Below are 26,994 nucleotides of genomic sequence, written 5' to 3' on the forward strand. Positions count from 1 at the left end.
GCTGAGGGCGGTAACTTCGGCAATGTGCTGGCTGATCTCTTCCGAAGCCGCGGACTGCTCCGTGGCCGCCGCGGGTTTTTCTGTTTTGAAAATTGGGGCACGGCGCCGAAATTTTCAACGAAAAATGGTCGCCAGTCTGGCAAGCACGTCCGCCATGACAGCAGGGGGCACTTTTTCCAGTCGCCTGCCGGATCGTGCCCGCACGTCCAGCGCACGGGGCTGATGGCAGTCGGTTTCTCCAACGGCAAGCTTCTTGCGAAGGAATACCGGGTCAGGCCATATCCTGGCGGTATTGCAGGGACTGACGCAGGGTTTCCTTGTCCATGTACTTGATTTCGGCTCCCAGAGGGATGCCCTGGGCTAAGCGGGAAATGTGGATATGCGGGAAGCGGTCATGCACCATGCGCCGGATGAAGGAGGCAGTGTTTTCCGCCTCCAGGGTTGCGCCCAGAGCCAGAACCAGCTCCCGCACCTCCCCTTCGGCCAGCCTGTCGAGCAGGCGTTCCGTATCCAGACTGTCGGCGTCCGATCTGTCCAGGGGGGCCAGCAGGCCGCCCAGAATCATGTACTGACCGTGATAAAAACCGCCCTCGTCCAGCGCCAGCATGCTGTCCCATTCCGCCACAAGGCAGAGCATGTCTCTGGAGCGCCCGGCATCGGCGCAGACGGCGCAGGGGTCGGCGCAGGCCAGGCCGCCGCAGCGCGAGCAGATGTGCAGGGCATCGCGCAGGTCGTGAATGCTCCGGCCCAAGCGGCGCGCTTCGGATTCTGGCCACTTGAGCAGAGTCATGGCCACGCGCATGGCCGATTTGGGGCCAAGCCCCGGCAGGCGCGACAACTGCTCCACCAGGGCTGTGAGGGGTTCGGGGATGGGCTGGCGCATGGATTACAGAATGCCCGGCAGCCGGATGCCGCCAGAAAGATTGCTCATTTCGCGTTCCATGCTCTCGCGGGCAATGCGCCCGGCCTCGTTGACCGCAGCCAGAATCAGGTCTTGCAGCATTTCCACATCCCCGCCTTCCAGGGCTTTGGGGTCAATGTGCAGGGCACGCAGTTCCTGCCTGCCGGAGACCGTGGCCTTGACCATGCCGCCGCCGCTGCTGGCTTCAAAGGATTGTTCGCCCATTTCCTGCTGGAGTTTGGCGATCTTGTTCTGCATGACCTGCGCCTGGCGCAGGATGTCGTTCATGTTGCGCATGTTTTCTCCCCGGATTGGCCTGCGCACTGCGCCGCGCCGATCCTGTTGTTTGCTGTTTTCACCCCTGTGCGGGCTTGCAGTCCATGAGCCTGCCGCCGAGGACCTCCCGGAACATCTCCAGTTCCGGCCTGCGGTCAAGCTCTTCCATCATCTGGCTTTGCGTCCGGCGTGGCGGCGGCTGCACGATGGTCAGGCGCAAAACCCCCGCGCCATAAGTGTTCAGCGCGCTCAAAATGCCTCCCCGCTGGCGCTCCATCTGTTCAAACGCAAAACCGTCTGCGGGCATGAGCCGCAGTTCTTCCTCTGTCCACTCCACGGGAGTTTTCCGCAACTGTCTGACGTGCAGAAGGTCGCTCTGTCCGTTTTGCAGCCGTTCCTCGCAAAAGTCGCAAAAAGCCGTCCAGTCCCGCACGGCTGTGCCGGGTGTGCTCAAAGTGGGGGGGGTCGGTTTTGCGCCAGCTTCCGGACTGTGGACGGCATGCTCGTGGGGGGGCTCCGCGGGGGGCGCTTTGGGCGGAGCGGGGACGCTGCGGCGGGATGCGGGCGCTCCGGTGGTGGGCGAAGCCGCCGGAGCGAGCGGTGTGGCCGGAGTCGGTATGGGCGAACCGTGCGCCTGCGGCGGAGATGCGGGGGCAATATGCCCCACAGGCAGCAGGCGGGGCAACAGGGCCATGTTGAGCAGCAGCAGTTCCAGAGCCGCGGCCGGCTCCAGACTGTGCACAACGCCGTGCTGGGCGTCGAGAGCCATTTGCCATGCGGCGTGCAGGTGGGCGGCGGAAAAACGGGGGGCCATGCTCTGCCACAGGGCCGCCTCGTCTTCTGTCAGGGACAGATGGGGGAGAATGGCCGGGCCGCTTTGCGCCAGCAGAAAAAGCGTGCGCAGGGTGGTGATCAGTTCGCGCACAAAAAAGCCGATATCAATGCTCTGGGCCAAGAGGCGGCGGCACAGGCGGGCAATGGCGGCGCAGTCCTCCGTGTGCAGGGCATGAAAAAATTCCGCAAACAGGTCCTGTCCGGCCAGCCCCAGCACCTGACGCGTCGCATCGGCCGTCAGGCTTGCGCTGCCCAGCGCCAGGGTCTGGTCCAGCAGGGACAGGCCGTCTCGCACACTGCCCGCGGCACGGCGGGCCAGCAGGCGCAGGGCGGCATCCTCAAAGGGCAGGTTTTCCGCGCGCAGCACCTTGGCCATGTGGGCCATCAGGGCGTCTTCGCCCAGATGGCGGAAGACAAATTGCTGGCAGCGGCTGAGGATGGTTGCGGGGAAGCGGTGCAACTCCGTGGTGGCGAAAAGAAAAACCACCCCCTGCGGGGGTTCTTCCAGCGTCTTGAGCAGGGCGTTGAAGGCATTGCGGCTGAGCATGTGGGCTTCGTCCACAATAAATATCTTGTACTTGCCCTCCATGGGCGCAAAGCCGATGGTTTCGCGCAGGGCGCGCACATCGTCCACGCCGGTGTTGGACGCGCCGTCGATTTCCGTCACGTCCACATGGTTGCCCTGGGTGATTTTGCGGCACTGGGCGCACTGGTTGCACGGCTCCGGAGCCGGGGCCCGCTCGCAGTTGAGCGCCTTGGCAAAGATGCGGGCAATGGTCGTTTTGCCCACGCCGCGGGTTCCGCTCAGCAGGTAGGCGGGGGCCGGCCTGCCCTCGGCGGCCGTGCGGGACAGGATGCTCCTGACCAGGTCCTGTCCGGCGACTTCGGCAAAGCTCTGGGGGCGGTAGCGTGCGGCAAGGGAGTGATGTTTCATGACTGCTTGGTCACGCGCCGCAGGACAGCGGCCCGGTTTGTGCGCCTTCCCGCCGTGCGGCGGGAGGGCGCATCCGCGAAGGTCAGCAGATCGTTTTCGTCAGACGCGGTAGGTATGCAGCCAGCCCGCATATTTGGGGTTTTCGCCCCTGACAATCCGGAAAAATTCCTGTTGCAAATGTTTGGTCACCGGGCCGGCCTCCCCCTTGCCGATCTGGCGGCGGTCCATTTCGCGGATGGGGGTGATTTCCGCAGCAGTGCCGGTAAAGAAGGCCTCGTCGGCGAGATAGAGTTCGTCACGGGTGAAGATCTGTTCTTCCACCGTGTAGCCCAAGTCGCGGGCCAGGGCAATGACCGAGGCGCGCGTCAGGCCGTCCAGTATGGGCGAGGCAAGGGGCGTGGTCTTGAGAACGCCGCCCCGCAGCATGAAGATGTTTTCGCCCGTGGCTTCGGAAACAAAGCCGTTGGTGTCCAGCATGACGGCTTCGTCATAGCCGTCTTCCTTGGCCTCCACCTTGGCCAGGATGGAATTGATATAGTTGGCGGAGGCCTTGGCCTTGGACATGCTGCTGTTCACATGGCTGCGGAGGAAGCTGCTGGTCTTGACGCGGATGCCCTTTTCCAGCGCTTCGGCTCCCAGATACGCCCCCCAGGGCCAGACAGCCACAATGGTCTGCACGGGATTGTTGCCGGGGTAAACCCCCATTTCTCCTTGGCCCACAAAGGAGAGCGGGCGGATGTAGCCTTCTGCCAGCTTGTTGGCGCACAGGGTTTCCACACAGGCGTCCACCAGTTGTTCCGCGGTATACGGAATCTGCATGCGCAGGATTTTTCCGGAATTGATCAGGCGCTGGCAGTGATCGTGCAGGCGGAATACCGCAGAGGAGCCATCGGCGCAGGCATAGGCGCGGATGCCCTCAAAAACCGCGCTGCCGTAGTGCAGGGCATGGGTGAGCACATGCACCCTGGCGTCTGCCCAGGGGAGCATTTTTCCGTCAAACCAGATGAATTCCGTTGTCTGCATGGCTGATCCTCCAATGGCCGCCGAGGGATGTCGCGGGGTAATCGCGCGAATGTATCCATATAGCGGAAAGTTTTTTGCAGTGCAAGTTTTTGCGCCGGGAGGGAGGCCCGCAACTGCGGGCAGCCGGGAGCACTGCCGGGAAAAGCAGTGCAAAAGCACTGGCCCTGCGGCGGACTCTGCCGTATGCTCCGGCAAAAGTTTCGGGCGGGAGAGGTGCGGATGGACAGGGAATATGTGCTCGGCATGGATATGGGCGGCACGCACACCGATGCGGTGCTGCTGGCTCTGGACCAAAGCGGCAAAAACTCTGCCTCGCCTGCTGCCGCCAGCTTGGCGGCGGCCTGCAAGGTGCGCACCCGGCATGAAAATCTGCCTGTCTCGGTGCGCGAGGCCCTGCAAAGGCTGGCGTCTTCCCTCCGGGAAAAGGGGCTGGATGCGGACAGCATCTTTGCCCGCATACGTCGTGTGACGCTGGGCGCGACTCTGGCGGTCAACGCTCTGGTCCAGAACCGTGCGGACAGGGTAGGGCTGCTTCTCTCCGGCGGGCCGGGGCTGGATCCACTCCGCGCCGCGCTTGGAGAGGATGTTTGCCTTGTGCCCGGCGGCCTTGACCACCGTGGGGAAGAAGTCAACCCCCTGTGCTTGGCAGAGATTCCCGTGCACCTCGAAAAATGGCGCAAAAACGGGGTGGCGGCAGTGGCCTGCGTGGGCAAGTTTTCGCCCCGCAACCCGGTACACGAGCAGGGAATGGCCGGGGCCGTGCGCCGGGCTGATGCAGATTTGCCGGTGAGCATGGGGCATACGCTTTCGGGCGGACTCAATTTTCCCCGCAGGGTGGCCACGGCCTTTTTCGGCGCAGCTGTAGCGCGCATGCACAACGCGTTTCTGGATGCGGTCAGGGCGGCGCTGGAAGATGCGGGCATCAGCGCGCCGGTTTTTCTGCTCAAGGCAGACGGTGGTTCCGCGCCCCTCCGGCTTGCCCGTGGTGAGCCCGCGCAGTCCATTCTTTCCGGCCCCGCAGCCAGCGTCATGGGCGTTCTGGCCCTGTGCGGCGCGCGCGGGGAGATGGCCGAAGGCTGCTCCCTCCTGCTGGACATGGGGGGCACCACCACGGACGTGGCCCTGCTTCTGGACGGTTCTCCGGTGGTGGACCGTGACGGCATGCGCCTGCAGGGGCGGCGGACGCTGGTACGGGCTCTGGCCTCTGTTTCGGTTGGCGTGGGCGGAGATTCACAACTGCACGCGCACGGGGCGGGCGCGGTGCGCGTGGGGCCGGAAAGAATGGACTGCGCCCTGGCTTTTGGCGGAAAGCGCCCAACCCTGCTGGACGCCTTCAACCTCTGCAACCAGCAGGTCGGCGGGGACACCGCAGGCGATGTTGCAGCCTCGGAGCGTGGACTGGCCGCTCTGGCCCAGGTATGCGGCCTGCGGGCGGAGATGCTGGCACGCAGGGCTGTGGACAACGCGCTGGAACAGGTGGCTGCCGCTGTCCGCAGTCTGGTGGATCAGGTCAATGCCCGCCCCGTCTATACGCTGGCTGCGCTCAAGGCCGCGCGTGAGGCCAGACCGGAGCGCGCCTGGCTGGTGGGCGGCCCGGCGGCCTGTGTGGCAAAGGATATGGCGCGCGCTCTGGGGCTGCCGGTGGAAATTCCGGCCCAGGCCCATGTGGCCAACGCCGTGGGCGCGGCCCTGACTCTGCCCTCGGCCTCTCTGGAAGCCTATGCAGACACCGGACGCCGCATTCTGCATGTTCCGGCGCTGGGGCTGACAGAGCCCATCGGCAGGGATTTTTCTCCGGATTCCGCTCGCCGCCGGGCCTGCGAACTGTTGGAGCAGAAGCTGGCTGACGCCGGAGTGTGCGGTGCGCGGGTGGAGGTTGTGGGCACGGAGGTTTTTGCCACGCTGGATGCCGGGGACAGGGGCAGCAGGGATATCCGCGTGGCCTGCCAGACCGTCCCCGGCATTGCGGCCCATGTTCTGCCTTCTTTTCAGGCCGCTGACGGCGGGCATCATGCAGATCGTGCTTTTTGAGCCCGAAATCCCGCCCAATACCGGCAATATCGCGCGGCTCTGCGCTGCCACGGGCACTGCGCTGCATCTTGTGGAGCCTCTGGGCTTCAGGCTGGACAACCGTTACCTCAAGCGTGCCGGGCTGGACTACTGGCCCAATGTGGATCTGCACGTCTGGCCCGACTGGGAGGCTTTTGCGGAGCGCGGCCTGCAAGGCGGGCGTCTGGTCTGTACCACGGCCAGGGACGGTTCCGCCGTGCCCTTGCAGCACTTCACCTTCATGCGCCATGACTGCTTGGTTTTCGGGCCGGAAACACGCGGCCTCGGGCCGGACATCCTTGTCCGTTCGCCCCACTGTGTCCGCATTCCCATGCGCGCGGGGAGGGTGCGCAGCCTCAACCTGTCCACTGCCGCGGGCATTGTGCTCTACGCGGCCCTGGCGGGCTGCGGCCTGCTGGACGATCCGGGGTGGGAGTGAGCGTGACGCTTTTTCCTTTTTCTTTCTGGGACTGTTGGTGGCTCGGCCCGCTGGCTCTGGTACTGGACCTCTGGCTGGGAGATCCGGCCCTGCCCTGGCGGCATCCTGTCTGCCTTGTGGGCGCGGCGCTGGAAAAGATGGAAGGACCGGCCCGCAAATGTGCGGGGAGCGAAGCGTCCGGATGCCTGCGGGGCAGGCTGGCGGGGGCCGTGGCGCTTGCCGTGCTGGTTCTGGGCTGTGGTTTGGTCGTCCGCCTGCTGGTGGCGCTGCCCGTGCTGGGAGCAGTCCTGGCCATATATTTGTCCTGGGCCGGGCTGGCAATGGGCAGCCTGCTGCGCGCGGGGCGGGAAACGCTTGAGCAGGTGGAGTGCGCGCCCCTCTCCGGGGCGCGGGAGGCTCTTTCCCGCCTTGTCAGCCGTGAAACCGCAGACATGGATCGCCCCCTCATGCGCAAAACCCTGGCCGACACGCTGTCGGAAAACCTCACCGATGCCTTTGTCGCGCCCTTTTTCTGGCTGCTGGTCGGCGGCCCTGTGGGCTTGTGGTGCTACAAGGCCGTGAGCACCGCTGATTCCATGTGGGGCTACACAACGCCCCGCTGGCGCTGGCTGGGCTGGGCCGGAGCGCGCGCTGACGATATTCTGGCCTGGATTCCGGCCCGTCTGGCCGCGCTGTCGCTGTGGCTGGCCCACACGCTCGCTGCGGGGCGCCGCCCGTGGCAGGGGATATGGCCGGGGCTGCAAACTTTGGCGCGTCAGGCCCGCGGCATGCCCAGCCCCAATTCCGGCTGGCCCATGACCGCTGCCGCATGGCTGTGCGGCGCGCGCATGGCCGGGCCTTCGGTCTATTTCGGCGTACTCGCCGCCAAGCCCTGGCTGGGGCCGGAGGAAGGCGCTGCAGCGTCCTGGGACAGGGCGCGCCTGCTGGCACTGTGCGCTCTTCTGCGCTATGCTGCCGTTTGCGGCGGACTGTGCCTCTGGCTGGCGGGCTGCGCGTTTTTGCTGCTTTTGGGGTAGAGAGCCATGACAGGACTGATGTACTGCACATTCCTCGTGGTAGGGCTGCTGGTGGGAATGACCGGTGTGGGGGGCATTCTTGTGCCGCCCGCGCTGATCCTGATGAGCGGCATGGAGGCGCACACGGCCATGGGCACGGCCCTGGCCTCCTTTTTGCCTCTGGGGCTTTTGGGAACCGTGATGTATTGCCGGTCGGGCCATATGGAATGGAGGAAGGCACTGCCCTTTCTGCTGGGCGGGCTGGCAGCCTTGCCCGGCTCCCTGCTGGCGGCCCGCGTGCAGGCTGGCCCTCTGGTGGTTTTGCTGGCCTGTCTGATCATTTTTGCCGGTGCCTGTGCCCTGCGTCCGCCGCGGGCGGGGGGCAGTGTTTTTTGGCGGAGCCGCACGGGTTTTTTCCTGATCGGGGGCGTGACGGGAATTCTGGCGGGCATGACCGGAGCGGGCGGGCCTGTGCTGTCCATCCCCTGGATGGTGGTTTCCGGTGTGCAGCCCATAAGCGCGGTGGCCCTTTCCATGCCCTATCAGGTGGTCACGGCTTTTTTCGGCACGGTGGGAAACTGTGCTGACGGGCACGTGGACTTTTCGCTGCTGGCAGTGCTCTGTGGTCTTGAACTGGCGGGTTTCGCGGGTGGTGTTGTTCTGGCCCGGCGTGTGTCCGCACTTGTTCTGCGCCGGGCCATCGGCGTCCTGTGCTGCGGGCTGGGAGTTTTTTTGCTGTTCCGTCAGGCGGGGGGAATGTGAAGCTTTTCGCGCAGGCGACATGCAATCGGTGCGGGCAATGCTGCCTGCGGGGCGGGCCTGTGCTCATGCGGCGCGATGCCGTTTTGCTGGAGGAGGGGAGCCTGCTTCCCCAGGCTCTGGTCTGCCTGCGTCCGGGCGAGTGGGTGCGCGACGATGTGCGCCGCGCCCTGTACCAGCAGACAGAGGAACGCCTCAAGCTGACCGGCGCCGGTGGCGGCACGCATCCCTGGCGTTGCCAGTACCTCCGCATGCGGGAAGGCAGCGCGGAATGCGCCGCGTACCTGCGGCGTCCGGCGCAATGTGCGGCCCTTTTCTGTCAGGACACGGCTTCTCTGGAAAAATTGCTGGCGGAAGACAAACCTCTGTCCCGATCCGCAGCCCTGGACGCGCTTTCCCGAAGGCTGCCGCCCAGTGCGGAAATTGCCCTCTGGCAGGAGGTTGTCATGGCCCACGAGGAGCAAAATCCCGTGCGGCCCGCGCTGGAATTGGCGGCTGCCCTGGGCTTTGCCCCGCCGGGCGGAGACGGGGAGGGGCGGCCCCCGCTGGACGGTATTGCGCACGCGGATGCCGTGAAGCGTCTGGTTTTGGCCGTGCGCACGGATGCGGCGTTTCGCGAGCTTTGCACGGAACGCGCGGGTATCCCGACCGCTCTGCTGCCCTTTCTGTTGGGCAGACCCCTGTCTGCCCTGCTGGCGGAAGTGGGGCTGCATCCCGTTGACAGAAGCTGACAGCAGTTCTACCCTTGCCGGGTAGAGTTGTTGCCGCCTGTTGCGGAGCGTAACCCCCGGAAAAAAGGAAAAGCCATGCCCCTGTGCAGTGTTGAAGAGGCCGTCGCCGAAATCCGGCAGGGCCGGATGATCATTCTGGTGGATGATGAAGGCCGGGAAAATGAAGGCGATCTGACCATGGCCGCCGAGCACGTCACTCCGGAGGCCATCAACTTCATGGCCAGGTACGGCCGGGGGCTGATCTGCCTGCCCATGGGGCCGGAGCTTGTTGACCGTCTGGAACTGCCTCTCATGACCCAGCGCAACGGGTCCCGCTTTGGCACGAACTTCACCCTGTCCATTGAGGCGCGCGAAGGTGTGACCACGGGCATCTCCGCCGCTGACCGCGCCACGACCATCAAGGCGGCCGTGGCCGACAACGCGCGGCCCGACGATCTGGTGACGCCAGGGCATGTTTTTCCCCTGCGCGCCCGGCCCGGTGGCGTGCTCAGCCGCGCCGGGCAGACCGAGGGAGGGGTGGATCTTTCCCGTCTGGCCGGGCTCAAGCCCGCATCGGTCATTTGCGAAATCATGCGGGAAGACGGCAGCATGGCCCGCATGCCCGATCTGGAGGTTTTTGCCGCGGAGCACGGCCTGAAGATCGCGGCAGTCAAGGACATCATACGCTACCGTCTGGAAAGGGGGCAGGTCTCCGTACGGCGCACGGCGCAGGCCCATCTGCCCACCCGTTTCGGCGATTTTACGGTCATCGCCTATGAAAGCGAGACAGAAAGCGGAACCCATCTGGCTCTGGTCAAGGGTGACCTCTCCGGTGCAGAGCCTGTTCTGGCGCGCATACACAGCGAGTGCCTCACCGGCGATGCTCTGGGGTCGTTACGGTGCGACTGCGGCGGCCAGTTGGGTTCGGCCTTGCGCCAGATCGAAAAAGAAGGGCGCGGGGCACTGCTCTACATGCGGCAGGAAGGGCGGGGCATCGGGCTGGCCAACAAGATCCGCGCCTATGCCCTTCAGGACCAAGGTTACGACACGGTGGAAGCCAACCGCAAGCTGGGTTTTCCCGCCGACCTGCGCGACTACGGCACAGGAGCGCAGATGCTGGTGGACTTGGGCATCCGCAAGATACGCCTTTTGACCAACAATCCCAAAAAAATTGTGGGTCTTTCGGGATACGGCATCGAAATTGTGGAAAGAGTGCCCATAGAAATGGCGGCCTGCCCGGAAAACGAGGCATATCTGAAAACCAAGAAAGAAAAAATGGCCCACATGCTGTCCTGCTCCTGCCACCGGTAATAAGGGCGGTGCATGCGCGTGGGCAGGAGAGGGCAAACCATGAACCTGCTGAAATTCCTGCTGGCGCAGCCGGCCCTGTTGTGGCGTTTTCTGGGTTTTTTTCAGCCGCCGTTGCTGCGTGCGCTGCACGCGGCAACGGTCATTCTGGTTATCGCGCAGTTTCTGACATTTTTTTGGGGCTGTAGCGACGCGCACATGCAACTGGGCCTTGCGGCCTGTGCCGCAGGTTTTTCCTTGGCTGTCTGCGGGCTGTGGAAGCGCGGCCCCGGAAACTACTTTCCTTATATGTTCGGCGATTTTGCCCAGCTGGGCAAAGATTTTGCGGCCATCCGGGGCGGCAATATCCATATTGCCCCGCGCCCTCGCGGGCTGGCCACGACAGTCCAGGGCCTGGGCCTGGGCGCGCTGGTCATGTCGCTGGCAACCGGATTTTGGCTGTATCTCGGTTGGGAGAGCGGCGACGTGACGCCGGAAGCCCTGACCGCGCACAGTGTCTTTGCCTGGCTGATGCTGGCTTTTCTTGCCGGACACGGCGGCATGGCCCTGACGCACTTTGCCGCTTGGCAAAAAAACACCGCCAAACAGCGAGCCCGTGCCAAGGGCGGGGCATAGGCTGCTGCGGCCCTGCCGCTGGCGATGCGGGAAAGCGCCTCTGTGCCCTTGCTGGCGGGAGTTTGCGCCCCAGGCAGGGGCCTGTGGGATGCCCGCCGCGTTTACCGCATGAAGGGCAGGGCGGACAGCATTTTTTGCAGGTTGAGGGCATCCCAAGGCATATGCTCCGCAAAGCTCATTCCGACCACATGGGCCTGCGCCGCGACATCCGCAAGAAGGCGTCCGATTTCCTGTATCCTGTTTTTTCCACGTTCGGCCTCGATATGCTTTTCCACCGCGGGATTTGCAAATAGAAGGGAGCGGAAAAGGGAGGGATCAAGCACATCAAGGTCAAGGTGGACGGCAACGCACTCAAGCTCCCGCTCACGCATCCACGCCGTGACCACCGTACTGTCGTGCATGACATCCCTGCCCGGCATGACGGTGAGTCCGAGGCGGTCTATGGTATTTTGCTCATGAGGCAACACATTGTTGACTCCAACCAGCGCCACCTGCTCCGGCTTGAGGGGCAGACGAACCTCGGCGGCCATGAGCGGTTCGCCTCTGCCGAGAAGGTTGCCCAGCACCATGGCATGGGCGTGATCAAAGTCATCGGGAGTGGTCACGTCCGGGTGCGCGTCAATCCAGAGCACACCCATTTTGCCCCCATACCGCTCGTTGAGATAGGCAAATGGCGCCTGACTGATGAGGCAGTCCCCGCCGAAGGTGATGATGCGCTCCGGGGTGTGAGCATCAATAATACTCCGGGCTGCCCGCATCTGACGCAGGATTTCCTGACGGTAAAAAACGCCGCCTTCTTTGGGCGCGTTGCCTCCTGCCCATTTTTCCACCGGCACCTCGACCAGAGGGGCCTCACTTGCCGGAGCCAGCCAAGCCAGCAGCCGCGCGCCCAAGGGATATATCTGTCCGGGAAACTCCGATTCATCATAGCCGCCCTGCCACTGGGGGTACAGCAGGCGCAGTGTTTTCCCCATGTACTGCTGATTCATGACTGCTCCTTGCCGGGAACAAGGTTTTCGTCCGGATCCGGAATCGCCGGGGCGAGACCTGAAAGTCCATTGCTTCTTGGCACGCAATGCCTTGAGCCTTCCGGCTTGTCAAGGCTGTCGTCGGCAGGCGCACGACATTGCAATCCCGGATTTTCATGAACCTTCATATGCGACGGCATGGTGCCGAAATTTTTTTTGTGCAAAGATCTAGGCAAAGTTGCCAAGCTGGAGTATAGCTCTCACACTTGCAGAACGCTTTGATCGCATGATCAATCACTTTCCTTCAGGTATTGCAGAAACTGCGTGATTTTTTGAGTTTCACGCCGAACCCTCCAAGGAGTATTGTATGGCGAACCAGGCCTTTATCAATGACTTCAAAGCGTTGCTCGGCGCGGAAAATGTCTTCGACTCCGAAGCTGACCGCATGAGCTATTCCTACGATTCCGCTGTCCTGCCCGCGGTCATGCCCGCTTTTGTCCTGCGGCCCACCAGCACCGAGCACTTGGGGCTGTGCGTCAAGAAACTGTATGACAACGGCATTCCCATGACCGTGCGCGGTGCGGGCAGCAACCTTTCCGGTGGCACCATCCCCGATGTGGGTGACACCGTGGTCATTCTGACCACAGGGCTGAACCGCATTCTTGAAATCAACGTCAACGACCTTTATGCGGTAGTGGAACCCGGTGTGGTCACTGCGGACTTCGCTGCCGCGGTAAGCCGCAAAAAGCTTTTCTACCCCCCGGATCCCGGCTCCCAGGCCGTATCCACCCTTGGCGGCAACATTGCCGAAAACGCCGGAGGCCTGCGCGGCCTCAAATATGGCGTGACCAAGGACTATCTCATGGGCATCGAATTTTTCGATTCCACGGGCGAGATTGTCAAATCCGGTTCGCGCACGGTCAAGTGCGTTACCGGGTACAATCTGGCCGGTCTGATCACCCAGTCCGAGGGCACGCTGGGCGTCATCTCCCAGGCCATATTCAAGCTTGTGCCGCCGCCCAAGGCCTCCAAGGCCCTGATGGCCGTGTTTGCCAATGTGCAGGACGCCGCCGAAGCCGTGGCGGGCATCATTGCCGCCCATGTGGTGCCCTGTACCCTGGAATTTCTTGACAACAATACCATCGTGCGCGTGGACGACTTTACCAAGGCGGGCCTGCCGCGCGATGCCGGCGCCATCCTGCTTATCGAGGTGGACGGGCATCCGGCCCAGGTGGCCGACGACGCTCTGGCCGTGGAAAAGGTGCTCAAGGAAAACCGCGCCACCGCCGTGCATGTGCCCAAGGACGCTGACGAAAAGTTCAAGCTGTGGGAGGCCCGCCGCATGGCTCTGCCCGTGCTTGCCCGTTGCAGACCCACCACTGTGCTTGAAGACGCCACGGTGCCGCGCTCGCAGATTCCGGCCATGATGAAGGCCGTCAACGACATTGCCGCCAAGTACCGTCTTGAGGTGGGCACCTTCGGTCACGCCGGGGACGGCAATCTGCACCCCACCTTCTTGTGCGACAAGCGCGATGCCGAAGAATTTGCCCGTGTGGAAGAAGCCATTGACGAAATGTTCGACGTGGCCATCAAGCTTCAGGGCACCCTTTCGGGCGAGCACGGCATCGGCACGGCCAAGGCCAAGTGGATGGAAAAGGAAACCTCGCGCGGTACCATTCTGTTCTCGCAGCGCCTGCGGCGCGCCCTTGATCCCAAAGGCCTGCTCAATGCTTCCAAATTGGTGGGAATCTAGGAGCTGCCATGAGTACGTTGCATGAATTGGCCCAGCGCCTCATGGCGCTGGATGACAGGATCACCTCCTGTATGAAATGCGGCCTGTGCCAGGCCGTGTGCCCCATGTTCGGCGCTTCCGGGATGGAGGCCGACGTTGCGCGCGGCAAATTGGCTTTGATCGACGGTCTGGCCCACGAACTGCTCAAAAGCCCCGAAGGCGTGGCAGACAAACTGGGACGCTGCCTGTTGTGCGGCTCCTGCCAGGCGTCCTGCCCCCCTGGGGTCAAGATCATGGACATTTTCATGGAAGCTCGTGAAATCGTCTATGAATTCATTGGCCTGCATCCGGTCAAGAAAATGATTTTCCGTACCCTGCTGGCCAAACCGGGGCTGTTCAATTTTGCCATGCGCCTGGGCGCTCCCGTGCAGGGGCTGATGTTCCGCAAGACTGACGATGTGCAGGGAACCGTCTGCGCTCCCATGCTTTCGTTCATGCTGGGCGACAGGCATATCCGTCCTCTGGCCAAAAAACCCCTGCATGCCGCGCACGGTGTCATCAACGAGCCGCGCCGTGCTGGCGGGCTCAAGGTGGCCTTTTTCCCGGGATGCTTGGGCGACAAGATGTATACCGGCATGGCCGAAGCCTGCCTCAAGGTTCTGCGCCATCACAACGTGGCCGTATTCATGCCCGCCAACCTGGCCTGCTGCGGCATTCCCGCCCTGTCGTCCGGTGATGTGCAGGGCATGGCGGGGCAGATGAAAGCCAATGTGGAAGCCCTGAAAGACGGCGATTTTGATTACATCCTGACCCCGTGCGGCACCTGCACCGCCACTCTCCACGAACTGTGGCCCAAGTATGCGAACCGGCTGGAATCCACTCTGCGCGACAAGCTCAGGGAGATTTCCGCCAAGGCGATGGACATCAACGCCTTTCTTGTGGACGTGCTCAAGGTGCAGCCTGCGGAGCAGGCGGCGGACAATGCTGTTGCCGTGACCTACCACGATTCCTGCCACCTCAAAAAATCTCTGGGGCTGACAAAACAGCCGCGGTCGGTGGTTTCCGCAAACCCGGCCTTCCGTCTGACGGAAATGGCCGAGGCTGACCGGTGTTGCGGCTGTGGCGGTTCCTTCAACCTTTTCCACTACAACTATTCCCGCCAGATCGGGCAGCGCAAGCGCGATAATGTGGTGGCATCGGGGGCCAAGGTGGTGGCCGCAGGATGCCCCGCGTGCATGATGCAGCTTGAGGACGTGCTTTCCCACAACAACGATGTGGTCAAGGTGCGGCATACGGTGGAAATATACGCGGACAGCCTGAAATAGCGACACTACGGAAGCGGGCGGCACGCCGCCCGCTTCCATTCTGAACAAGGAGAACCCCCATGACCCATCAGGAACTGGTAGAAGCCTTTTCCGCCAAGGCCGCCATCGTCAACGCCGTGGTGCAGGAACTGCCCACCATGGCTGCCGCCCTGCAATATGTGGCGGATGTCTGTGCCGCCAAGCAACCGGCGGAACTGTTGGCCGACGAGCCGGATGCGGAAAAAGGCCCCCTCGGCCCCAACAAGGTGCCCACGCGCGTCAAGCGCATTGTGGCTGCCCCTCAACTGGGAGCAGAGGACTTTGCCGCTTTGGCCGGACTGTGCGAGGAACGCGGCTTTCTCTGTATCAGGGAAGGGCTGCACAAGCACCTTGCGGGCATTGACGTGGGCCTTTCCGTGGCCGAACTGGGCGTTGCGGCCAGCGGCACCTGCCTGCTCAATACGGACAATGAAGATGTGCGGCTGGCGGGCATGATTTCGGAAATTTCCGTTATCCTGCTGCGCAAGTCCACAATCTTTCCCGATCTGCCGTCCATTGCCCAGCAGTTGCGCGAGCGCATGAACTCCGCGCCCGCAACGTACACCACCCTGGTGACCGGCCCCAGCCGTACCGCAGACATTGAGCGTGTGGCCGCCGTGGGCGTGCATGGCCCGCTGGAACTGCACATCATCCTTTTGGAGGACTAAAGCATGCATGACGCCCTGAAAAGCTCCTCGGGATACCACAAGGAGCTGAACGAAGCCCTCAACGACGAATTTTTGCGCCGCACACTGGACACCTTTGCCGTGGCCTATCGTGCCAACCGGGAAACCGTATTCAAGGAAGTGCCCGAGCGCGAGATCATCCGGAAAGTTGCCGATGCCAAGGACTACGCCTGCCAGCACCTGGAAGAACTCTACGCCCAGTTCAAGACCGAGGCCGAAAAACGCGGGATTCATGTGCACCGCGCCGCCACCGCCGCTGACGCCAATGCGCTCATTGCGCGCATTGCGCAGGAAAATAATGTGAAAAGGGTGGTCAAGTCCAAGTCCATGACCGCCGAAGAAATCGAACTGAACCCCGCCCTGGAGGCCCAAGGCATCACTGTGGACGAAACCGACCTTGGCGAATGGATTATCCAGTTGCGCCATGAAGGGCCGTCGCACATGGTCATGCCCGCCATCCATCTTTCCCGCTATCAGGTGGCCGAAGACTTTGAAAAAGCCACCGGCGAAAAGCAGGATACCGATGTACAGCGCCTGGTGAAGGTGGCGCGGGTGCAACTGCGCCGCAAGTTCATTGCTGCGGACATGGGCATCAGCGGCTGCAACTTCGCCGTGGCCGAGAACGGTGCCATCTCCACCGTGACCAACGAGGGCAACGCCCGCATGGTCACCACGCTGCCGCGCGTGCATGTGGCCATTGCCGGTCTGGACAAGCTGGTGGCCAAACTGGACGACGCCCTTACGGCCCTGCTGGTGCTGCCGCGCAATGCCACGGCCCAGCGCCTGACCACCTATGTGACCTGGATGTGCGGGGCCGGTCCCTGTGCCGCCACGCCCGACAACAAGAAGATTCTGCACGTGATCTTTCTGGACAACGGGCGTACGGAGATCGCCAAGGATCCCCTGTTCTCCCAGATTTTCCGTTGCGTGCGCTGCGGGGCCTGCGCCAACGTCTGCCCCGTGTACCGCCTGGTGGGCGGTCACAAGATGGGCTATATCTATATTGGCGCTATCGGCCTGATCCTGACCTACTTCTTCCACGGCAAGGAACGCGCCCGTATCCTGAGCCAGAACTGCATGGGCTGTGAATCGTGCGCCAATGTCTGCGCCGGCGGCATTGAGCTGCCGCGCCTCATCCGCGAGGTGCGCGCGCGGCTGAATGCGGAGCAGGGCGCGCCCATTGAGGCCAACCTGCTTTCGGCGGTGATGAAGAACCGCAAGCTGTTCCACCGGCTGCTCAAGTTCGCAAGCTTCGCCCAAAAGCCCTTCACCCGCGGCAGCCAGTTTCAGCGCCACCTGCCTGCCGTGTTCCTTGGCAAGCACAACTTCAAGGCTCTTCCGGCCATTGCCAACAAGTCCTTCCGGGATCTCTGGCCGAACCTGATGCCCAAGGTGCAGAATCCTGTCATGCGTGTGGCCCTTTTCAGCGGCTGCGCCCAGGACTTCATCTATCCGGAAGAACTGGAAGCCTGCGTGAAAATTCTGGCGGCCAAAAACATCGCCGTGGACTTTCCCATGGAACAGTCCTGCTGCGGCCTGCCTTTGGAAATGATGGGCCAGCGCGCCACGTCCGTGGACGTGGCCAAGCAGAACATCAAGGCTTTCCGCGGTGGCAACTACGACTACATCATCACTCTGTGCGCCAGTTGCGCCGGGCATCTCAAGCACCACTACCCCCAGATTCTGGAAAAGGACTACTCCACGGTGGAGGCCCAGGCTTTTGCCGACAAGGTCATTGACTTCAGTTCCTTTGCCCATGACGTGCTCAAGCTCTCGCCCGAGGACTTTGCGCATTCGTCCCAAAAGGTGACCTACCATGCTTCCTGCCATCTGTGCCGGGGGCTTGGGGTCAAGGACGCCCCGCGTGCGCTCATGGCCGCAGCGGCCGAGTATGTGCCCTGCGAGGAAGAAGAGGTCTGCTGCGGTTTCGGCGGCAGCTATTCCGTGAAGTTCCCGGAAATTTCCGCCCAGTTGCTGGAAAAGAAGATCAACAACATGAAGGCCACCGGTGCGGATCGGCTGGTGGTGGACTGCCCCGGATGCGTCATGCAGCTGCGCGGCGGTGCGGAAAAACACGGCCTGAAGATCAAGGTGGACCATATTGCCGAGCTTCTGGCCGACAATTTGAAGAAAAACTGACCGTGTGCCGCCGGGCTGCGGGAGCCCGGCGACACGCTTTCAAAGCATGCAATCAAGGAGGTTGTCTATGTCCGTTGGTCTTCTGGCACTTCTGGCCGTCATTCCCATTCTTGTAGCCCTCATTTTGATGGTGGGATTGCGCTGGCCGGCTACCAGGGCCATGCCTTTGGCCTGGCTCTTCTGCGTTGGCATCGGCTTTTTTGGCTGGAAACTGGCCCCCATGCATCTTCTGGCCTTGTCCCTCCAGGGCGTGGTCATTGCCATCGGCGTGCTGATCATTGTTTTTGGCGCCATTCTCATCCTGTATACGCTGGAAGAGAGCGGAGGCATGGAAACCATCCAGTACGGCATGCAGAACGTGAGCCGTGACCGTCGCCTTCAGGCCATCATCATCGGCTTCATGTTCGGGGCATTCATTGAAGGTGCCGCCGGTTTCGGCACTCCCGCCGCACTGGCCGCGCCCCTCTTGCTGGCGCTGGGTTTTCCGGCCATGGCCGCTGCCGTGGTCTGCCTGGTGTTCAACTCCGTGCCGGTGACCTTCGGCGCGGTGGGCACGCCCGTCATCGTGGGCTTCGGCTTCCTCAAAAATCTGGTGGCTGATGCCGTAACGGCCAATCCCGACCTGCCTTTCAACAGCTATGACGGTTTCTGCGCTGCGGTGGGCCAGTGGGCCACCTTCATGCACGCGCCCATGGCCATCCTTTTGACCATTTTCATGCTGGGTTTCATGACCCGCTTTTTCGGCAAGGAAAAATCCTGGGGCGTGGGTTTTGCCGCGTGGAAATACTGCGTTTTTGCGGGAACGTGCTTCCTTGTTCCCTACCTTGCCTGCGCTTGGCTGCTTGGGCCGGAATTCCCCGCGCTTCTGGGCGGCCTGATCGGCCTCGGCGTGGTGGTGTGGGGCACCAAGAAGGGCTTTTGCGTGCCCAAGGACGTGTGGGTCTTTGCTCCTGCCAATGAATGGGATGCCACCTGGACAGGCAGCGTGCCGCCCAGCACCAAGACGGAATTCCATGCCAACATGAGCCAGTTCCGCGCTTGGCTGCCCTATGTCCTCATCTGCATTCTGCTGGTCATCTCGCGCATTCCCGCCATCGGCCTCAAGAGCTGGCTGCTCAGCTTCAAACTGGCCTTCACGGACATTCTGGGCTTCAAGGGCGTTAATGCCAGCATTGACTACCTGTATCTGCCCGGGACCTTTTTCATCCTTGTCGCCCTCGCAACAATTGTCTTGCACAAGATGCCCGGCGACAGGGTTTCCCGCGCCTGGGGCGAAAGCCTGCGCAAGATGAAGTCCCCCACCATTGCCCTTATTTTTGCCGTGGCGCTGGTGTCCATCTTCCGTGGCTCGGCCGCCAATGAAGCTGGCTTGCCCTCCATGCCGCTGGCCCTGGCCGAAGCCGTTGCGGCTGCCGCCGGTTCCATCTGGCCCATGCTGGCCGCTTTTGTGGGCGGCCTCGGAGCCTTCATCACCGGTTCCAACACCGTATCTGACCTCATGTTCGCGGAATTCCAGTGGAACATGGCCCAGACCCTGGGCCTGCCCCGCCAGATCATCGTGGCGGCTCAGGCCGTGGGCGGCGCTATGGGCAACATGGTCTGCGTGCATAACATTGTGGCGGCCTGCGCGGTTGTGGGCCTGTCGGGACGGGAGGGCGAAGTGCTGCGGCGCACCTTCTGGCCTTTCATGGTCTACGGCATCATAGCGGGCCTCATCTGCTTCCTGCTGGTGGGGCTCAACTCCGGCGTGTTCTAGACACATCAGGACGGCCGCAAGGCTCTGTCTGAAACCAATGGCAAAACCCCGTTCGCGGGGTTTTGCCATTGGCGCGTTGTGCGGCTTGTGGAAAACGGCAATGGTCTGAAAATGCTCCCTGTTCCGGACGCATAGTTGGCCCGTCATGAGCTTTGGGAGCAACGGATACCGCTCAGCGGGGGGCGCGGCGCGGCTGCAAGTATTGGGGTTGAAAAAAGAAGCGGTAGTTTTTTGCCGGGGAGAGGTATTGCGGGCGTATGGCCTGACCTTCAATGGACAGGGGCTTGTCTGACAGCCCGAAGGGCAGCATGGCGTGGGTCGGATCGTTGTTTCCGGAAAGATTGAAGACGGGCATGCTGCTGTCGGAAGTTCCGGCGGTCAACGCCGGGCGGCCGGAATCCGGCAGAGTGCCGGAAGTGTTGGCGGGGCGGCGCGCTGTGGCGTTGAGCAGGCTCGGCATGGGGATATCCGTGCGGCGGAGCACCTCCAGAAAGTCATTGCCGGTACGCCCCACAAAGCTCACCAGGGCGGAACCGTCCTCGGCAACCAGCAGGCTGACCGGCATGGTGCCGCCGTGAATGCCCATGAATGTGGCGCGGGTTCCGGCGGGCATGACCACCCAGCCGCTGGTGTCGGGAGCATCGGCGGCGCGGGCGGCCAGAGGGCAGAATGCCGCCAGCAGGGCGCAGAATACACAGAAAATATGCCGCATCCGGTTCTCTCTCCCCATTCCGGCGCAACAGTGCGCTTTTGTTCCGGAGCCTCGCGCCAGCCGAGCTTTGCACAGAGGCACAAGGTTTTCTTGCTGTAGTGAGCGGGGCGGAACTTGTCAAGCCGCACACGCGTGAGCCTGCCGGGGTGCGCGGGGCTTCGCATGTTCAATCTTCGCGGGGTATTGCGCGCTTTTTGCCCAGGCCGCTCTGCGGCCAGGGGGGCGCAATTTTTGCGCAGGAGGACTGTCCGTTTTGTGGCCCGCCTGTTCTGGCAGAGAGGTTTTTGTGTTTCTGGCCGGGCTTTTTGGGGGGCTGGGGGGCGGCGGGGTCCGCGTATCCTGCATAGGCACCGCCCGCCAGTGCCCAGAGATACAGCCCCGCCACGGTGGCGTGCGGGGCATAGCGTTTTTTGTATCTGGCAAAAAGCGCGGGGGTAATGGCGCGGTGCCGGTAGAGCATCCTGAGCCCGCGCTGGATGGCCAGATCTCCCCTGCTCAGGATATTTTTGCGCTGCATGGAAAAGGTCATCAGCATTTCCGCCGTCCACATGCCGATGCCCCTGATTTCGCTCAAGCGCCTGCACACCGCATCGTCGTCCATACCGTGCAGTTGTGCGAGATCGAGCCTGCCGCTCATAATGTCTCTGGCAATTTCGCTGACATAGGCGGCTTTTCGCAGGGAAATGCCGCAGGTTTGCAGGGTTGCGGCCGGGATGGACGCCACATGCTCCGGTGTCAGGGGAGCGAACATGGCGCAGGCGCGCTTCCAGACGGTCAGATGGGCCTTGGCGGAAATCTGCTGGCCGATGATGGCGTGAACAAGAGCCATGAAAATGTCGGGAATAACCTCCCGGCGCACAGGACCAACGGTTTCGATGAGTCGGGCCAGCGCCTTGTCCTTTTTTTTCAGATGGGCGATTTCCGCTTCGCCGTAGGCAAAATACGCTTGAGCGTCTGTTCCGTCCCCGGGGGCAGCTTCGGGGAGCAGGGGAAGGGCAGTGTTGTCGTGGCTCACAGGGCTGTTCCCTTGCGCGGGATAAAAAAGCCGGACATATCCACACCTTCCAACTCCAGCAAGCGCATTTTCCGGGCAATGCCTCCGCCGTAACCGGTCAGATTGCCGCCTGCGCCGACAACCCGGTGGCAGGGAATGATGATGGAAACAGGATTGTGCCCCACCGCGCCGCCCACAGCCTGAGCGGCCATTTTTTTGCCCGTGTGCGCGCCCATTTGTCGGGCGATTTCACCGTATGTCGTGCACTGCCCGTAGGGAATATGGCGCAAAATGTTCCAGACGGCCTGCCGGAAGGCGCTGCCCTGGGGGGCCAGGGGAATGTCGGCGATGGAAGGCTTTTTCCCGGCAAAGTACGCATCCAGCCATTTTTTTGCCTGATCCAGAACGCCATGCCCCTCTCGCGTACTGCCTGTCGCGGGCGCGAAGTATTTTTCGCCTTCAAACCACAGGCCCGCAAGGCTTGAGCCGTGGCTGACCAATGTTATTGCCCCCAGCGGGGACGCATATTCTGTGGAAAGCAGCATGGGATCTCCTCTATATGGGGAGCTTTGGTTTTTTGCTGGCCCGGTGCTTGCCGTGCGCAAACGTGGTTTCATGGCCTGTTTTTGCGTTTTCCCTTTTCCTTTTTCTGCGCCGGAGCAGCGGCGGGAGGCGCAGGCGGTGGCGGCGGTGGCGTGAGATCCGGAGGAGGGGGAATCTGCGGCAGATTTTTCTCACTGCCCAGATAGTGCAGAAAAAAATCTTCCAGGGCGGTATGCATGCTTTTGTGGATTGCAGCGCGGACGGGAGCGGAAACAGAGCGGCATATCTCCGGCAGGGCGTCTTGCAGCGGCGGAGGGCAGGAAGCCATGAGCGCCCCTGCGTCAGCCTGCTCAAGGGATATCCAGCGGGGCTTTTTCTCCATCATGTCGTAGATATGGCGGGAGTGGAGAGGCGTTGTGTTCAGGGTATCTCCGGCGGCGGCCATGAGCAGCAGCGGCGGATGCAGCCAGCGAAAGGAAGATCGCGAGAAAAGCATGCCGAATCCGGGCGCAACGGCGGCAATGGCCCTGATCCGGGTATCGGCCAGGCTTTTTGTCAGGGGCAGGCGGCGGCACAGCCCGTCCATGCGTTCCCTGCCCCAGGCATTGCAGTACATGTCCTGCACCGGAGCTTGGGCGCAGTATGCCTGACGGTTGTCGCAGTCCGGCAGCGCGCCGCCCAGCAGCAGAACCGCCGTTGCTCCGGAGCCGAAACCCAGCGCGCCGATGCGCTCCCTGTCGATGCTGGACTCCGTATCACTGTCCGACAGCAGGAGGTCAATGGTGGCGCTCAGCTCCCGCGTCCGTCCCTGAAGCTGTGCCCAGGTGAGCAGGCTTTCCATATTGTCCATGCAGTCGGCAAAATGGGCGGGGGCCGCCACCACAAAACCGCACGAGGCCAGCCAGGCCGCAGTGTCATGGTAACTGAAGCGCGTTCCCGCCGTGTCGTGCGAGAGCAGAATCAGCGGAAAGCGCCCCTCCACGGCCTTGCCGTTGCGGGCAGCGGAAATGGTCCATGGAGCGTAGTTCAGTGTGTGCGGAGCGCGCACGGAGGGATACCAGACATTCACATCCAGGCGCAGGCCGCCGTCAGCCGTGCACTGGCCCAGGGTGCGGAAACCCACCTGATAAAATTCTGTGGCAGTGGCGGGCGCGGCAAAGGCCAGCAGCAGGGCGGCAAAAAGAAACAGGCGCATGAACATGTTGTGCCACAAGCCGCCGTGAGGTACAAGGGTGGCGCAAAAACGGCAACCGCAGGCAGACGGCACGAGTGGCCGCCAGGCCTGTGTTTTCCGGAAATTCCGGGTATTCCAGGAGTTGCGGATTGTGGAACTGATGGCATATCTTGTGGATTTTATCCTGCACATTGACGTGCATCTCTTTGAACTGGTGGAAAATTACGGGCTCTGGATATACGCCATTCTTTTTGTTATTGTTTTTTGCGAAACAGGCCTTGTGGTGACGCCTTTTCTGCCGGGCGACTCCCTGCTTTTCGCCTCCGGGGTGGTAGCCGGAGCCGGCTTTACGGGCTACGGGCATACTGTGGGGGTTTTTCTGGCGGCGGGCATTCTGGGAGATGCCGTGAACTATGCCATCGGTCGCCGCGTGGGGCCGGCCATTTTTGCGCGGGAAAACCGCCTCATCAAAAAGGAATACCTGCTTCAGGCCCACCAGTTTTATGAGCGCCACGGCGGCAAGGCCATTGTGCTGGCGCGTTTTGTGCCCATTGTGCGCACGTTTGCGCCCTTTGTGGCGGGCATTGCGCTCATGCACCCCAGAACATTTTTGTGCTTCAATATCACGGGCTGCATGCTCTGGGTCGGCAGTCTGGTCTCTGCGGGGTATTTTCTGGGCAATCTTGCTTGGGTACGGGAAAACTTCGGCCTCATCGTCTACATCATCATCGCGCTTTCGCTTTTGCCTGTGGTTTGGGAAATCATCGGCAGCAGGCGTTCCGGTAAAGGCCCCCGACACCGCTGATCCTGCTCCGCGCGTTTCCCTGCGCGGGAGCGTCCGGATGCGGGAATTTTCAGTGAGCGGGCGGGAGCAGCAGCCTCCCTCCCTCCATATGGGCCTGACGGTTGATGCACAGGGGGGCGTCTTCCTGATGGTGGGAAACAAAAACCATGTGCATGCCCTGTGCCGCCAGTTGGTCCAGTAGGGAGAGGTATGCGGTACGGGCGAACTCGTCCAGCCCGGAGCAGGGTTCGTCCAGCAGCAGAATATCCGGCTGGCCCATGAGGGCGCGGGCCAGAAAAAGGCGCCGTATCTGTCCTGTGGAGAGATGCCGCACAGGCCGCCCGCCCAGTTCTTCCACCTCCTGCGGGCTTTTTTCGGGAAAAAGAAAATGCATGTGGCGCAGGGCTTCGGCGCGTTCCGCGGGGGAAAAACGGCGGTAAACGCCGATGCTGTTGTCGCTGCCCGTGCATACCATGTCCAGAGCGTTCAGGCTGTAGCCGTAGAGCGCCTGCGAAAGATCGGAGACCAGCCGTATGCCCCGGCGCACGGCGGCCAGCGTATCCACGGGCCCTTCGTGTCCGGGCAGCCGCCGCGTCAGCCGCCCGCCCTCGGCCACAAACTCGTCCCCGGCCAGCAGGCGCAGCAGGGTGGACTTGCCCGAGCCGTTGGCGCCGGTGATCTGCCAGTTTTCGTTGGGGTACATGCTCCAGGTGATTTCGTGCAGGATTTTTTTGCGCCCCACATAGACACTGGCATTCTCCATCTCCAGCAAGGGTTCCCCCGTCAAGGGGCCTTTTGTGCGGGATGCTGTGCTGGCGGCCGCGAACGGGCTATGGAGAGCAGAAGGCGATTTTTTTTCGGGCGGCGCGGTATTGTTACGTGCGGCGCGCGGCGGGGCTTCCAGCAGTTGGCCGTCGTGCACAAAACGCCGGTGCGTGCACCAGGAGGGAATCTGCTCCGGGCGGTGTACCGCCATGATGACCGTGCAGCTTTGGGCGCATTCGTCCAGCACTGCGGAAAAAATTTTGCGGTGCGCGGCGTCCAGCCCCTCAAGGCATTCGTCCAGCAAAAGCAGGGGAGAGGCGCGCAGCAGCGCCCGTCCCAGCAGCAGGAGGCGGAGCTGGCCTTGTGAAAGGGTGTCTATGCTGCGGTCCAGCAGGCCGGTGGCGTGCAGGCGGGCGGCCATGTGCTCCACGGCCTGCCTGCGCCTGGCGTCCTGAACCGGGGAATAGAGCAGAGAGCTTGCTTCAAAGCCGGTGAGCAGCAGATCCCGCCCCGCAAAATCCCATGCCTGCCGTTGACAGTTCTCCTGCTGGGCGGGAGAGATCAGGGATGTCATGGCCCTGCCCGCCAGGGGGGAGTCTTCCGCTCCCTGGGGGCCGTGCCAGAAAATTTTTCCCTTTTCCGGCCACAATTCTCCGGCCAGCAGGCGCAGCAGTGTGGACTTACCCGAACCGTTGGGCCCCAGCAGGGCACAGTGCTGCCCCTGCTCAATACGCCAGTCAATACGGCGCAGAACGTTTTTCCGGCGAGGGTCGCCGGGCAGAAACAGGCTCACATCGCAAACGGAAACAAGAATAGACATACGCCATCCGTGGGGAGTTTTTTGCGGGCCTGGGTCATGCTCACGGCCTGCGAGCGCGGCATTTCATATGGGGTGTATAGTTCTGCGCCCCCGCTCGAACACAGTGTACTCCCGAAATCCGAAAGAGCGGGCATAGGAGGCCAGACGGGCAAAACCGTAGCCCACATCATCGCGCCCGTGCGCGTCGGAGGCAAAACTGACCGGCAGTTCCAGTTCCGCGGCCAGAGCCATGATGGGCGGCGCGGGATAGATTTCGCGGCATGCCTTGCGCAGCCCCGCCGAGGAAATTTCCATGCTCATGCCCTGATCCCGCAGAGCCTGAAGCCCCTGGCGGATCAGCTCCAGGCTGCGGGGATCAGCCAGCCAGACATGGAAACGCTCTACGGAAAAAATCTTTATCAGGTCGGGATGAGCCGCAATCCGGAAAAGGCCGGACGCGATCATGCGCCGCCAGGCCGTGAAATAGGCAACATAGTGTTTTTCGCACTCTTCCTGGGAAAGATCCTTCCAGGCATCGGAGCCGTCGTCAAAGCCCCAGCGGCCGAGAAAATGGACGCTGCCCAGAAGATAGTCAAAGTCCCAGGCAGTGCAGGCGGCGCGCACGTGCTCCTCCTCGCCGTCCAGCCAGTCCATCTCCATGCCAAAAAGAACGCGGCATGGCCCGTGGGCATGAATTTTCTTGAGCTCCTGCACTTCACGGGCATAGTCCGGCAGGTGGCGGGAAAGATGCTCGCGGTATTCGTTGCGGTAGTCAAAGCCCTGCGGTCGCGGCGAATGTTCGGAAAAACCGATCAGTTCAAGGCCTTTCGCCGCTGCTGCGGCGTGCATCTCGTGGGGGGTGTTGCCGCCGTGAGAATAGCGCGTGTGCGTATGCAAGTCTGCAAGGATCATGAAAAAATTCCTGGTTGCCGTTGGGCCTGCAACAAAGAGTATGACCCCGAAAGCCTTTGCTGGCAAGCCATAGGCGCATCCGCTTGGGAGCGCGATTTGACTTTGGCGGGAAAAAGGGTTTTTTGAGAAGGCAAAAGCAGGTTCGCGTCGCAGCCCCACGCCTGCGGATGCGTGAGAAAATTTTTTTTTGGAAGCGCGAAAGTGCCTTGCCGCGCCGCGTTTTTGCGGCGCACTCCAGTTCGGTTGCGGCCTGAAGTATCTGCTCCTGCCGCCGATAAGAAGCCAGTAGGGGCTTGGCCCACAATCATGGAGGGAATGCTTGTGACAGAAATTACCGAAGCGGCGCAAAAACCGCAGCAGAGTCCGCTGCCGGACATGACGCAGATGCACGGCATCTCCGAGGACGATTTGCTCCAACTGGTCACTTTTCGCATTGCCGAAGAGGAATTCGGCGTGGACATTCTGGCCGTGCAGGAAATCATCCGTCCCACGCAGATCACCATGGTTCCCCAGGCTGCAGCTTTCATCGAGGGCGTGATCAACCTGCGGGGCAAGGTCATTCCCGTCATCAACATGCGCACCCGGTTTGGTATGCCCGTTGCGGAGTTTGACAGTAAAACGCGCATTATTGTCATGGAATTCGAGCAGAAAATCGTGGGCATTCTGGTGGACGGCGTTTCGCAGGTTCTGCGGATTCCCGTGTCCACGGTGGAGGGAGCGCCGCCCGTGGTCTGCGGCGTGGGCTCCGAATATATCAAGGGTGTGGGCAAACTGGACGACCGCCTGCTGATTCTGCTTGACTTGGACATGCTGTTGAGCGACATCAGCGCGGACATGGCGTAGG

General features: G+C 62.2%; 26 protein-coding genes. 14 read left to right on the forward strand and 12 right to left on the reverse strand.

Annotation, left to right across the window (positions count from 1 at the left end; all coding sequences use genetic code 11):
• Positions 1 to 114: 114 nt before the first annotated feature.
• From EII23_RS13610 to EII23_RS04915, 5 genes are all read right to left on the reverse strand, one after another.
• On the reverse strand, positions 115 to 282 hold the full coding sequence (locus EII23_RS13610) for a type II toxin-antitoxin system PemK/MazF family toxin (RefSeq protein WP_409360225.1): 168 nt from the start codon (positions 280 to 282) through the stop codon (positions 115 to 117).
• Positions 272 to 883 carry a recombination mediator RecR gene (gene recR / locus EII23_RS04900; RefSeq protein ID WP_124792274.1) on the reverse strand — a complete coding sequence of 204 codons (612 nt, stop codon included), beginning with the start codon at positions 881 to 883 and terminating at the stop codon, positions 272 to 274. Before recR ends, EII23_RS13610 begins: the two co-directional genes overlap by 11 nt.
• Before the next feature lie 3 nt (positions 884 to 886).
• Positions 887 to 1,198 (reverse strand): YbaB/EbfC family nucleoid-associated protein, encoded by a 312-nt coding sequence (locus EII23_RS04905; RefSeq protein ID WP_124792275.1) that lies wholly within the window; start codon positions 1,196 to 1,198, stop codon positions 887 to 889.
• A 58-nt stretch (positions 1,199 to 1,256) separates the two neighbouring features.
• Positions 1,257 to 2,945: a DNA polymerase III subunit gamma/tau gene (dnaX, locus tag EII23_RS04910; protein ID WP_124792276.1), complete on the reverse strand. Its 1,689-nt coding sequence runs from the start codon at positions 2,943 to 2,945 to the stop codon at positions 1,257 to 1,259.
• A gap of 99 nt (positions 2,946 to 3,044) precedes the next feature.
• Positions 3,045 to 3,968, reverse strand: a complete 924-nt coding sequence (locus tag EII23_RS04915) for a branched-chain amino acid transaminase (protein WP_124792277.1) — start codon at positions 3,966 to 3,968, stop codon at positions 3,045 to 3,047.
• A 219-nt stretch (positions 3,969 to 4,187) separates the two neighbouring features.
• On the opposite strand from EII23_RS04915, the gene EII23_RS04920 reads away from it, so the two are divergent.
• From EII23_RS04920 to EII23_RS04950, 7 genes are all read left to right on the forward strand, one after another.
• Positions 4,188 to 5,999 (forward strand): hydantoinase/oxoprolinase family protein, encoded by a 1,812-nt coding sequence (locus EII23_RS04920; protein WP_124792278.1) that lies wholly within the window; start codon positions 4,188 to 4,190, stop codon positions 5,997 to 5,999.
• Positions 5,980 to 6,456, forward strand: coding sequence for a tRNA (cytidine(34)-2'-O)-methyltransferase (locus EII23_RS04925; protein ID WP_124792279.1), 477 nt, complete (start codon positions 5,980 to 5,982; stop codon positions 6,454 to 6,456). Before EII23_RS04920 ends, EII23_RS04925 begins: the two co-directional genes overlap by 20 nt.
• 2 nt (positions 6,457 to 6,458) lie before the next feature.
• Positions 6,459 to 7,472 (forward strand): CobD/CbiB family cobalamin biosynthesis protein, encoded by a 1,014-nt coding sequence (locus EII23_RS04930; protein WP_260424604.1) that lies wholly within the window; start codon positions 6,459 to 6,461, stop codon positions 7,470 to 7,472.
• A 6-nt stretch (positions 7,473 to 7,478) separates the two neighbouring features.
• Positions 7,479 to 8,213, forward strand: a complete 735-nt coding sequence (locus EII23_RS04935; protein ID WP_124792281.1) for a sulfite exporter TauE/SafE family protein — start codon at positions 7,479 to 7,481, stop codon at positions 8,211 to 8,213.
• Positions 8,210 to 8,941 carry a hypothetical protein gene (locus tag EII23_RS04940; protein ID WP_124792282.1) on the forward strand — a complete coding sequence of 244 codons (732 nt, stop codon included), beginning with the start codon at positions 8,210 to 8,212 and terminating at the stop codon, positions 8,939 to 8,941. Before EII23_RS04935 ends, EII23_RS04940 begins: the two co-directional genes overlap by 4 nt.
• Positions 8,942 to 9,016: 75 nt before the next feature.
• Entirely contained in the window at positions 9,017 to 10,231 is a 1,215-nt protein-coding gene (locus EII23_RS04945; RefSeq protein ID WP_124792283.1) for a bifunctional 3,4-dihydroxy-2-butanone-4-phosphate synthase/GTP cyclohydrolase II, read from the forward strand.
• A 39-nt stretch (positions 10,232 to 10,270) separates the two neighbouring features.
• Positions 10,271 to 10,843 carry a cytochrome b/b6 domain-containing protein gene (locus EII23_RS04950; RefSeq protein ID WP_185702297.1) on the forward strand — a complete coding sequence of 191 codons (573 nt, stop codon included), beginning with the start codon at positions 10,271 to 10,273 and terminating at the stop codon, positions 10,841 to 10,843.
• Positions 10,844 to 10,944: 101 nt separating this feature from the next.
• Here the strand turns inward: EII23_RS04950 and EII23_RS04955 are convergent, their stop codons facing one another.
• A complete protein-coding gene (locus EII23_RS04955; protein WP_124792285.1) occupies positions 10,945 to 11,832 on the reverse strand; it encodes an arginase family protein in 888 nt (295 codons plus the stop codon).
• A 346-nt stretch (positions 11,833 to 12,178) separates the two neighbouring features.
• Between EII23_RS04955 and EII23_RS04965 the strand changes: the two genes are divergently transcribed.
• The 5 genes from EII23_RS04965 (at position 12,179) to EII23_RS04985 (ending at position 19,467) form a co-directional block, all read left to right on the forward strand.
• Entirely contained in the window at positions 12,179 to 13,564 is a 1,386-nt protein-coding gene (locus tag EII23_RS04965; protein WP_124792287.1) for an FAD-binding oxidoreductase, read from the forward strand.
• A gap of 8 nt (positions 13,565 to 13,572) precedes the next feature.
• Entirely contained in the window at positions 13,573 to 14,868 is a 1,296-nt protein-coding gene (locus tag EII23_RS04970; protein WP_124792288.1) for a (Fe-S)-binding protein, read from the forward strand.
• A 59-nt stretch (positions 14,869 to 14,927) separates the two neighbouring features.
• On the forward strand, positions 14,928 to 15,554 hold the full coding sequence (locus EII23_RS04975) for a lactate utilization protein (protein ID WP_124792289.1): 627 nt from the start codon (positions 14,928 to 14,930) through the stop codon (positions 15,552 to 15,554).
• A gap of 3 nt (positions 15,555 to 15,557) precedes the next feature.
• The gene (gene ldhH / locus EII23_RS04980) at positions 15,558 to 17,711 is read left to right on the forward strand and encodes an L-lactate dehydrogenase (quinone) large subunit LdhH (RefSeq protein ID WP_124792290.1); all 2,154 of its coding nucleotides are present in this window, start codon (positions 15,558 to 15,560) and stop codon (positions 17,709 to 17,711) included.
• A 67-nt stretch (positions 17,712 to 17,778) separates the two neighbouring features.
• Positions 17,779 to 19,467 (forward strand): L-lactate permease, encoded by a 1,689-nt coding sequence (locus EII23_RS04985; protein WP_124792291.1) that lies wholly within the window; start codon positions 17,779 to 17,781, stop codon positions 19,465 to 19,467.
• Positions 19,468 to 19,639: 172 nt separating this feature from the next.
• On the opposite strand, the gene EII23_RS04990 is transcribed toward EII23_RS04985, so the two are convergent.
• From EII23_RS04990 to EII23_RS05005, 4 genes are all read right to left on the reverse strand, one after another.
• On the reverse strand, positions 19,640 to 20,179 hold the full coding sequence (locus EII23_RS04990) for a hypothetical protein (RefSeq protein ID WP_124792292.1): 540 nt from the start codon (positions 20,177 to 20,179) through the stop codon (positions 19,640 to 19,642).
• Between the two features lie 166 nt (positions 20,180 to 20,345).
• Entirely contained in the window at positions 20,346 to 21,194 is an 849-nt protein-coding gene (locus tag EII23_RS04995; protein ID WP_260424605.1) for a DNA-3-methyladenine glycosylase, read from the reverse strand.
• Positions 21,191 to 21,718 (reverse strand): methylated-DNA--[protein]-cysteine S-methyltransferase, encoded by a 528-nt coding sequence (locus EII23_RS05000; protein WP_124792293.1) that lies wholly within the window; start codon positions 21,716 to 21,718, stop codon positions 21,191 to 21,193. Before EII23_RS05000 ends, EII23_RS04995 begins: the two co-directional genes overlap by 4 nt.
• Before the next feature lie 68 nt (positions 21,719 to 21,786).
• A complete protein-coding gene (locus EII23_RS05005) occupies positions 21,787 to 22,917 on the reverse strand; it encodes a dienelactone hydrolase family protein (protein WP_124792294.1) in 1,131 nt (376 codons plus the stop codon).
• 133 nt (positions 22,918 to 23,050) lie between these two features.
• Here EII23_RS05005 and EII23_RS05010 point away from each other — a divergent pair, with 133 nt between their 5' ends.
• Positions 23,051 to 23,695: a DedA family protein gene (locus tag EII23_RS05010; RefSeq protein WP_409360226.1), complete on the forward strand. Its 645-nt coding sequence runs from the start codon at positions 23,051 to 23,053 to the stop codon at positions 23,693 to 23,695.
• A 49-nt stretch (positions 23,696 to 23,744) separates the two neighbouring features.
• On the opposite strand, the gene EII23_RS05015 is transcribed toward EII23_RS05010, so the two are convergent.
• Positions 23,745 to 25,259, reverse strand: a complete 1,515-nt coding sequence (locus EII23_RS05015) for an ATP-binding cassette domain-containing protein (RefSeq protein ID WP_124792296.1) — start codon at positions 25,257 to 25,259, stop codon at positions 23,745 to 23,747.
• A 63-nt stretch (positions 25,260 to 25,322) separates the two neighbouring features.
• Positions 25,323 to 26,150, reverse strand: coding sequence for a histidinol-phosphatase (locus tag EII23_RS05020; RefSeq protein WP_124792297.1), 828 nt, complete (start codon positions 26,148 to 26,150; stop codon positions 25,323 to 25,325).
• Positions 26,151 to 26,525: 375 nt separating this feature from the next.
• On the opposite strand from EII23_RS05020, the gene EII23_RS05030 reads away from it, so the two are divergent.
• A complete protein-coding gene (locus EII23_RS05030; protein ID WP_124792323.1) occupies positions 26,526 to 26,993 on the forward strand; it encodes a chemotaxis protein CheW in 468 nt (155 codons plus the stop codon).
• Position 26,994: the final 1 nt, after the last annotated feature.

The sequence above is a fragment of the Desulfovibrio sp. OH1186_COT-070 genome, assembly GCF_003860215.1.
Lineage (GTDB): Bacteria > Desulfobacterota > Desulfovibrionia > Desulfovibrionales > Desulfovibrionaceae > Desulfovibrio.

Excerpts from the sequence above, each read along its gene's own strand:
- EII23_RS05015 (WP_124792296.1), bottom strand. The coding sequence starts at position 25,259 with ATGTCTATTCTTGTTTCCGTTTGCGATGTGAGCCTGTTTCTGCCCGGC.
- EII23_RS04950 (WP_185702297.1), top strand. The coding sequence starts at position 10,271 with ATGAACCTGCTGAAATTCCTGCTGGCGCAGCCGGCCCTGTTGTGGCGT.
- EII23_RS04920 (WP_124792278.1), top strand. The coding sequence starts at position 4,188 with ATGGACAGGGAATATGTGCTCGGCATGGATATGGGCGGCACGCACACC.
- EII23_RS04915 (WP_124792277.1), bottom strand. The coding sequence starts at position 3,968 with ATGCAGACAACGGAATTCATCTGGTTTGACGGAAAAATGCTCCCCTGG.
- EII23_RS04945 (WP_124792283.1), top strand. The coding sequence starts at position 9,017 with ATGCCCCTGTGCAGTGTTGAAGAGGCCGTCGCCGAAATCCGGCAGGGC.
- EII23_RS05000 (WP_124792293.1), bottom strand. The coding sequence starts at position 21,718 with ATGCTGCTTTCCACAGAATATGCGTCCCCGCTGGGGGCAATAACATTG.
- EII23_RS05020 (WP_124792297.1), bottom strand. The coding sequence starts at position 26,150 with ATGATCCTTGCAGACTTGCATACGCACACGCGCTATTCTCACGGCGGC.
- EII23_RS04935 (WP_124792281.1), top strand. The coding sequence starts at position 7,479 with ATGACAGGACTGATGTACTGCACATTCCTCGTGGTAGGGCTGCTGGTG.
- EII23_RS05030 (WP_124792323.1), top strand. The coding sequence starts at position 26,526 with ATGACGCAGATGCACGGCATCTCCGAGGACGATTTGCTCCAACTGGTC.
- EII23_RS04955 (WP_124792285.1), bottom strand. The coding sequence starts at position 11,832 with ATGAATCAGCAGTACATGGGGAAAACACTGCGCCTGCTGTACCCCCAG.
- EII23_RS05005 (WP_124792294.1), bottom strand. The coding sequence starts at position 22,917 with ATGTTCATGCGCCTGTTTCTTTTTGCCGCCCTGCTGCTGGCCTTTGCC.
- EII23_RS05010 (WP_409360226.1), top strand. The coding sequence starts at position 23,051 with ATGGCATATCTTGTGGATTTTATCCTGCACATTGACGTGCATCTCTTT.
- EII23_RS04985 (WP_124792291.1), top strand. The coding sequence starts at position 17,779 with ATGTCCGTTGGTCTTCTGGCACTTCTGGCCGTCATTCCCATTCTTGTA.
- recR (WP_124792274.1), bottom strand. The coding sequence starts at position 883 with ATGCGCCAGCCCATCCCCGAACCCCTCACAGCCCTGGTGGAGCAGTTG.
- EII23_RS04990 (WP_124792292.1), bottom strand. The coding sequence starts at position 20,179 with ATGCGGCATATTTTCTGTGTATTCTGCGCCCTGCTGGCGGCATTCTGC.
- EII23_RS04970 (WP_124792288.1), top strand. The coding sequence starts at position 13,573 with ATGAGTACGTTGCATGAATTGGCCCAGCGCCTCATGGCGCTGGATGAC.
- ldhH (WP_124792290.1), top strand. The coding sequence starts at position 15,558 with ATGCATGACGCCCTGAAAAGCTCCTCGGGATACCACAAGGAGCTGAAC.
- EII23_RS04975 (WP_124792289.1), top strand. The coding sequence starts at position 14,928 with ATGACCCATCAGGAACTGGTAGAAGCCTTTTCCGCCAAGGCCGCCATC.
- EII23_RS04965 (WP_124792287.1), top strand. The coding sequence starts at position 12,179 with ATGGCGAACCAGGCCTTTATCAATGACTTCAAAGCGTTGCTCGGCGCG.
- EII23_RS04925 (WP_124792279.1), top strand. The coding sequence starts at position 5,980 with ATGCAGATCGTGCTTTTTGAGCCCGAAATCCCGCCCAATACCGGCAAT.
- dnaX (WP_124792276.1), bottom strand. The coding sequence starts at position 2,945 with ATGAAACATCACTCCCTTGCCGCACGCTACCGCCCCCAGAGCTTTGCC.
- EII23_RS04905 (WP_124792275.1), bottom strand. The coding sequence starts at position 1,198 with ATGCGCAACATGAACGACATCCTGCGCCAGGCGCAGGTCATGCAGAAC.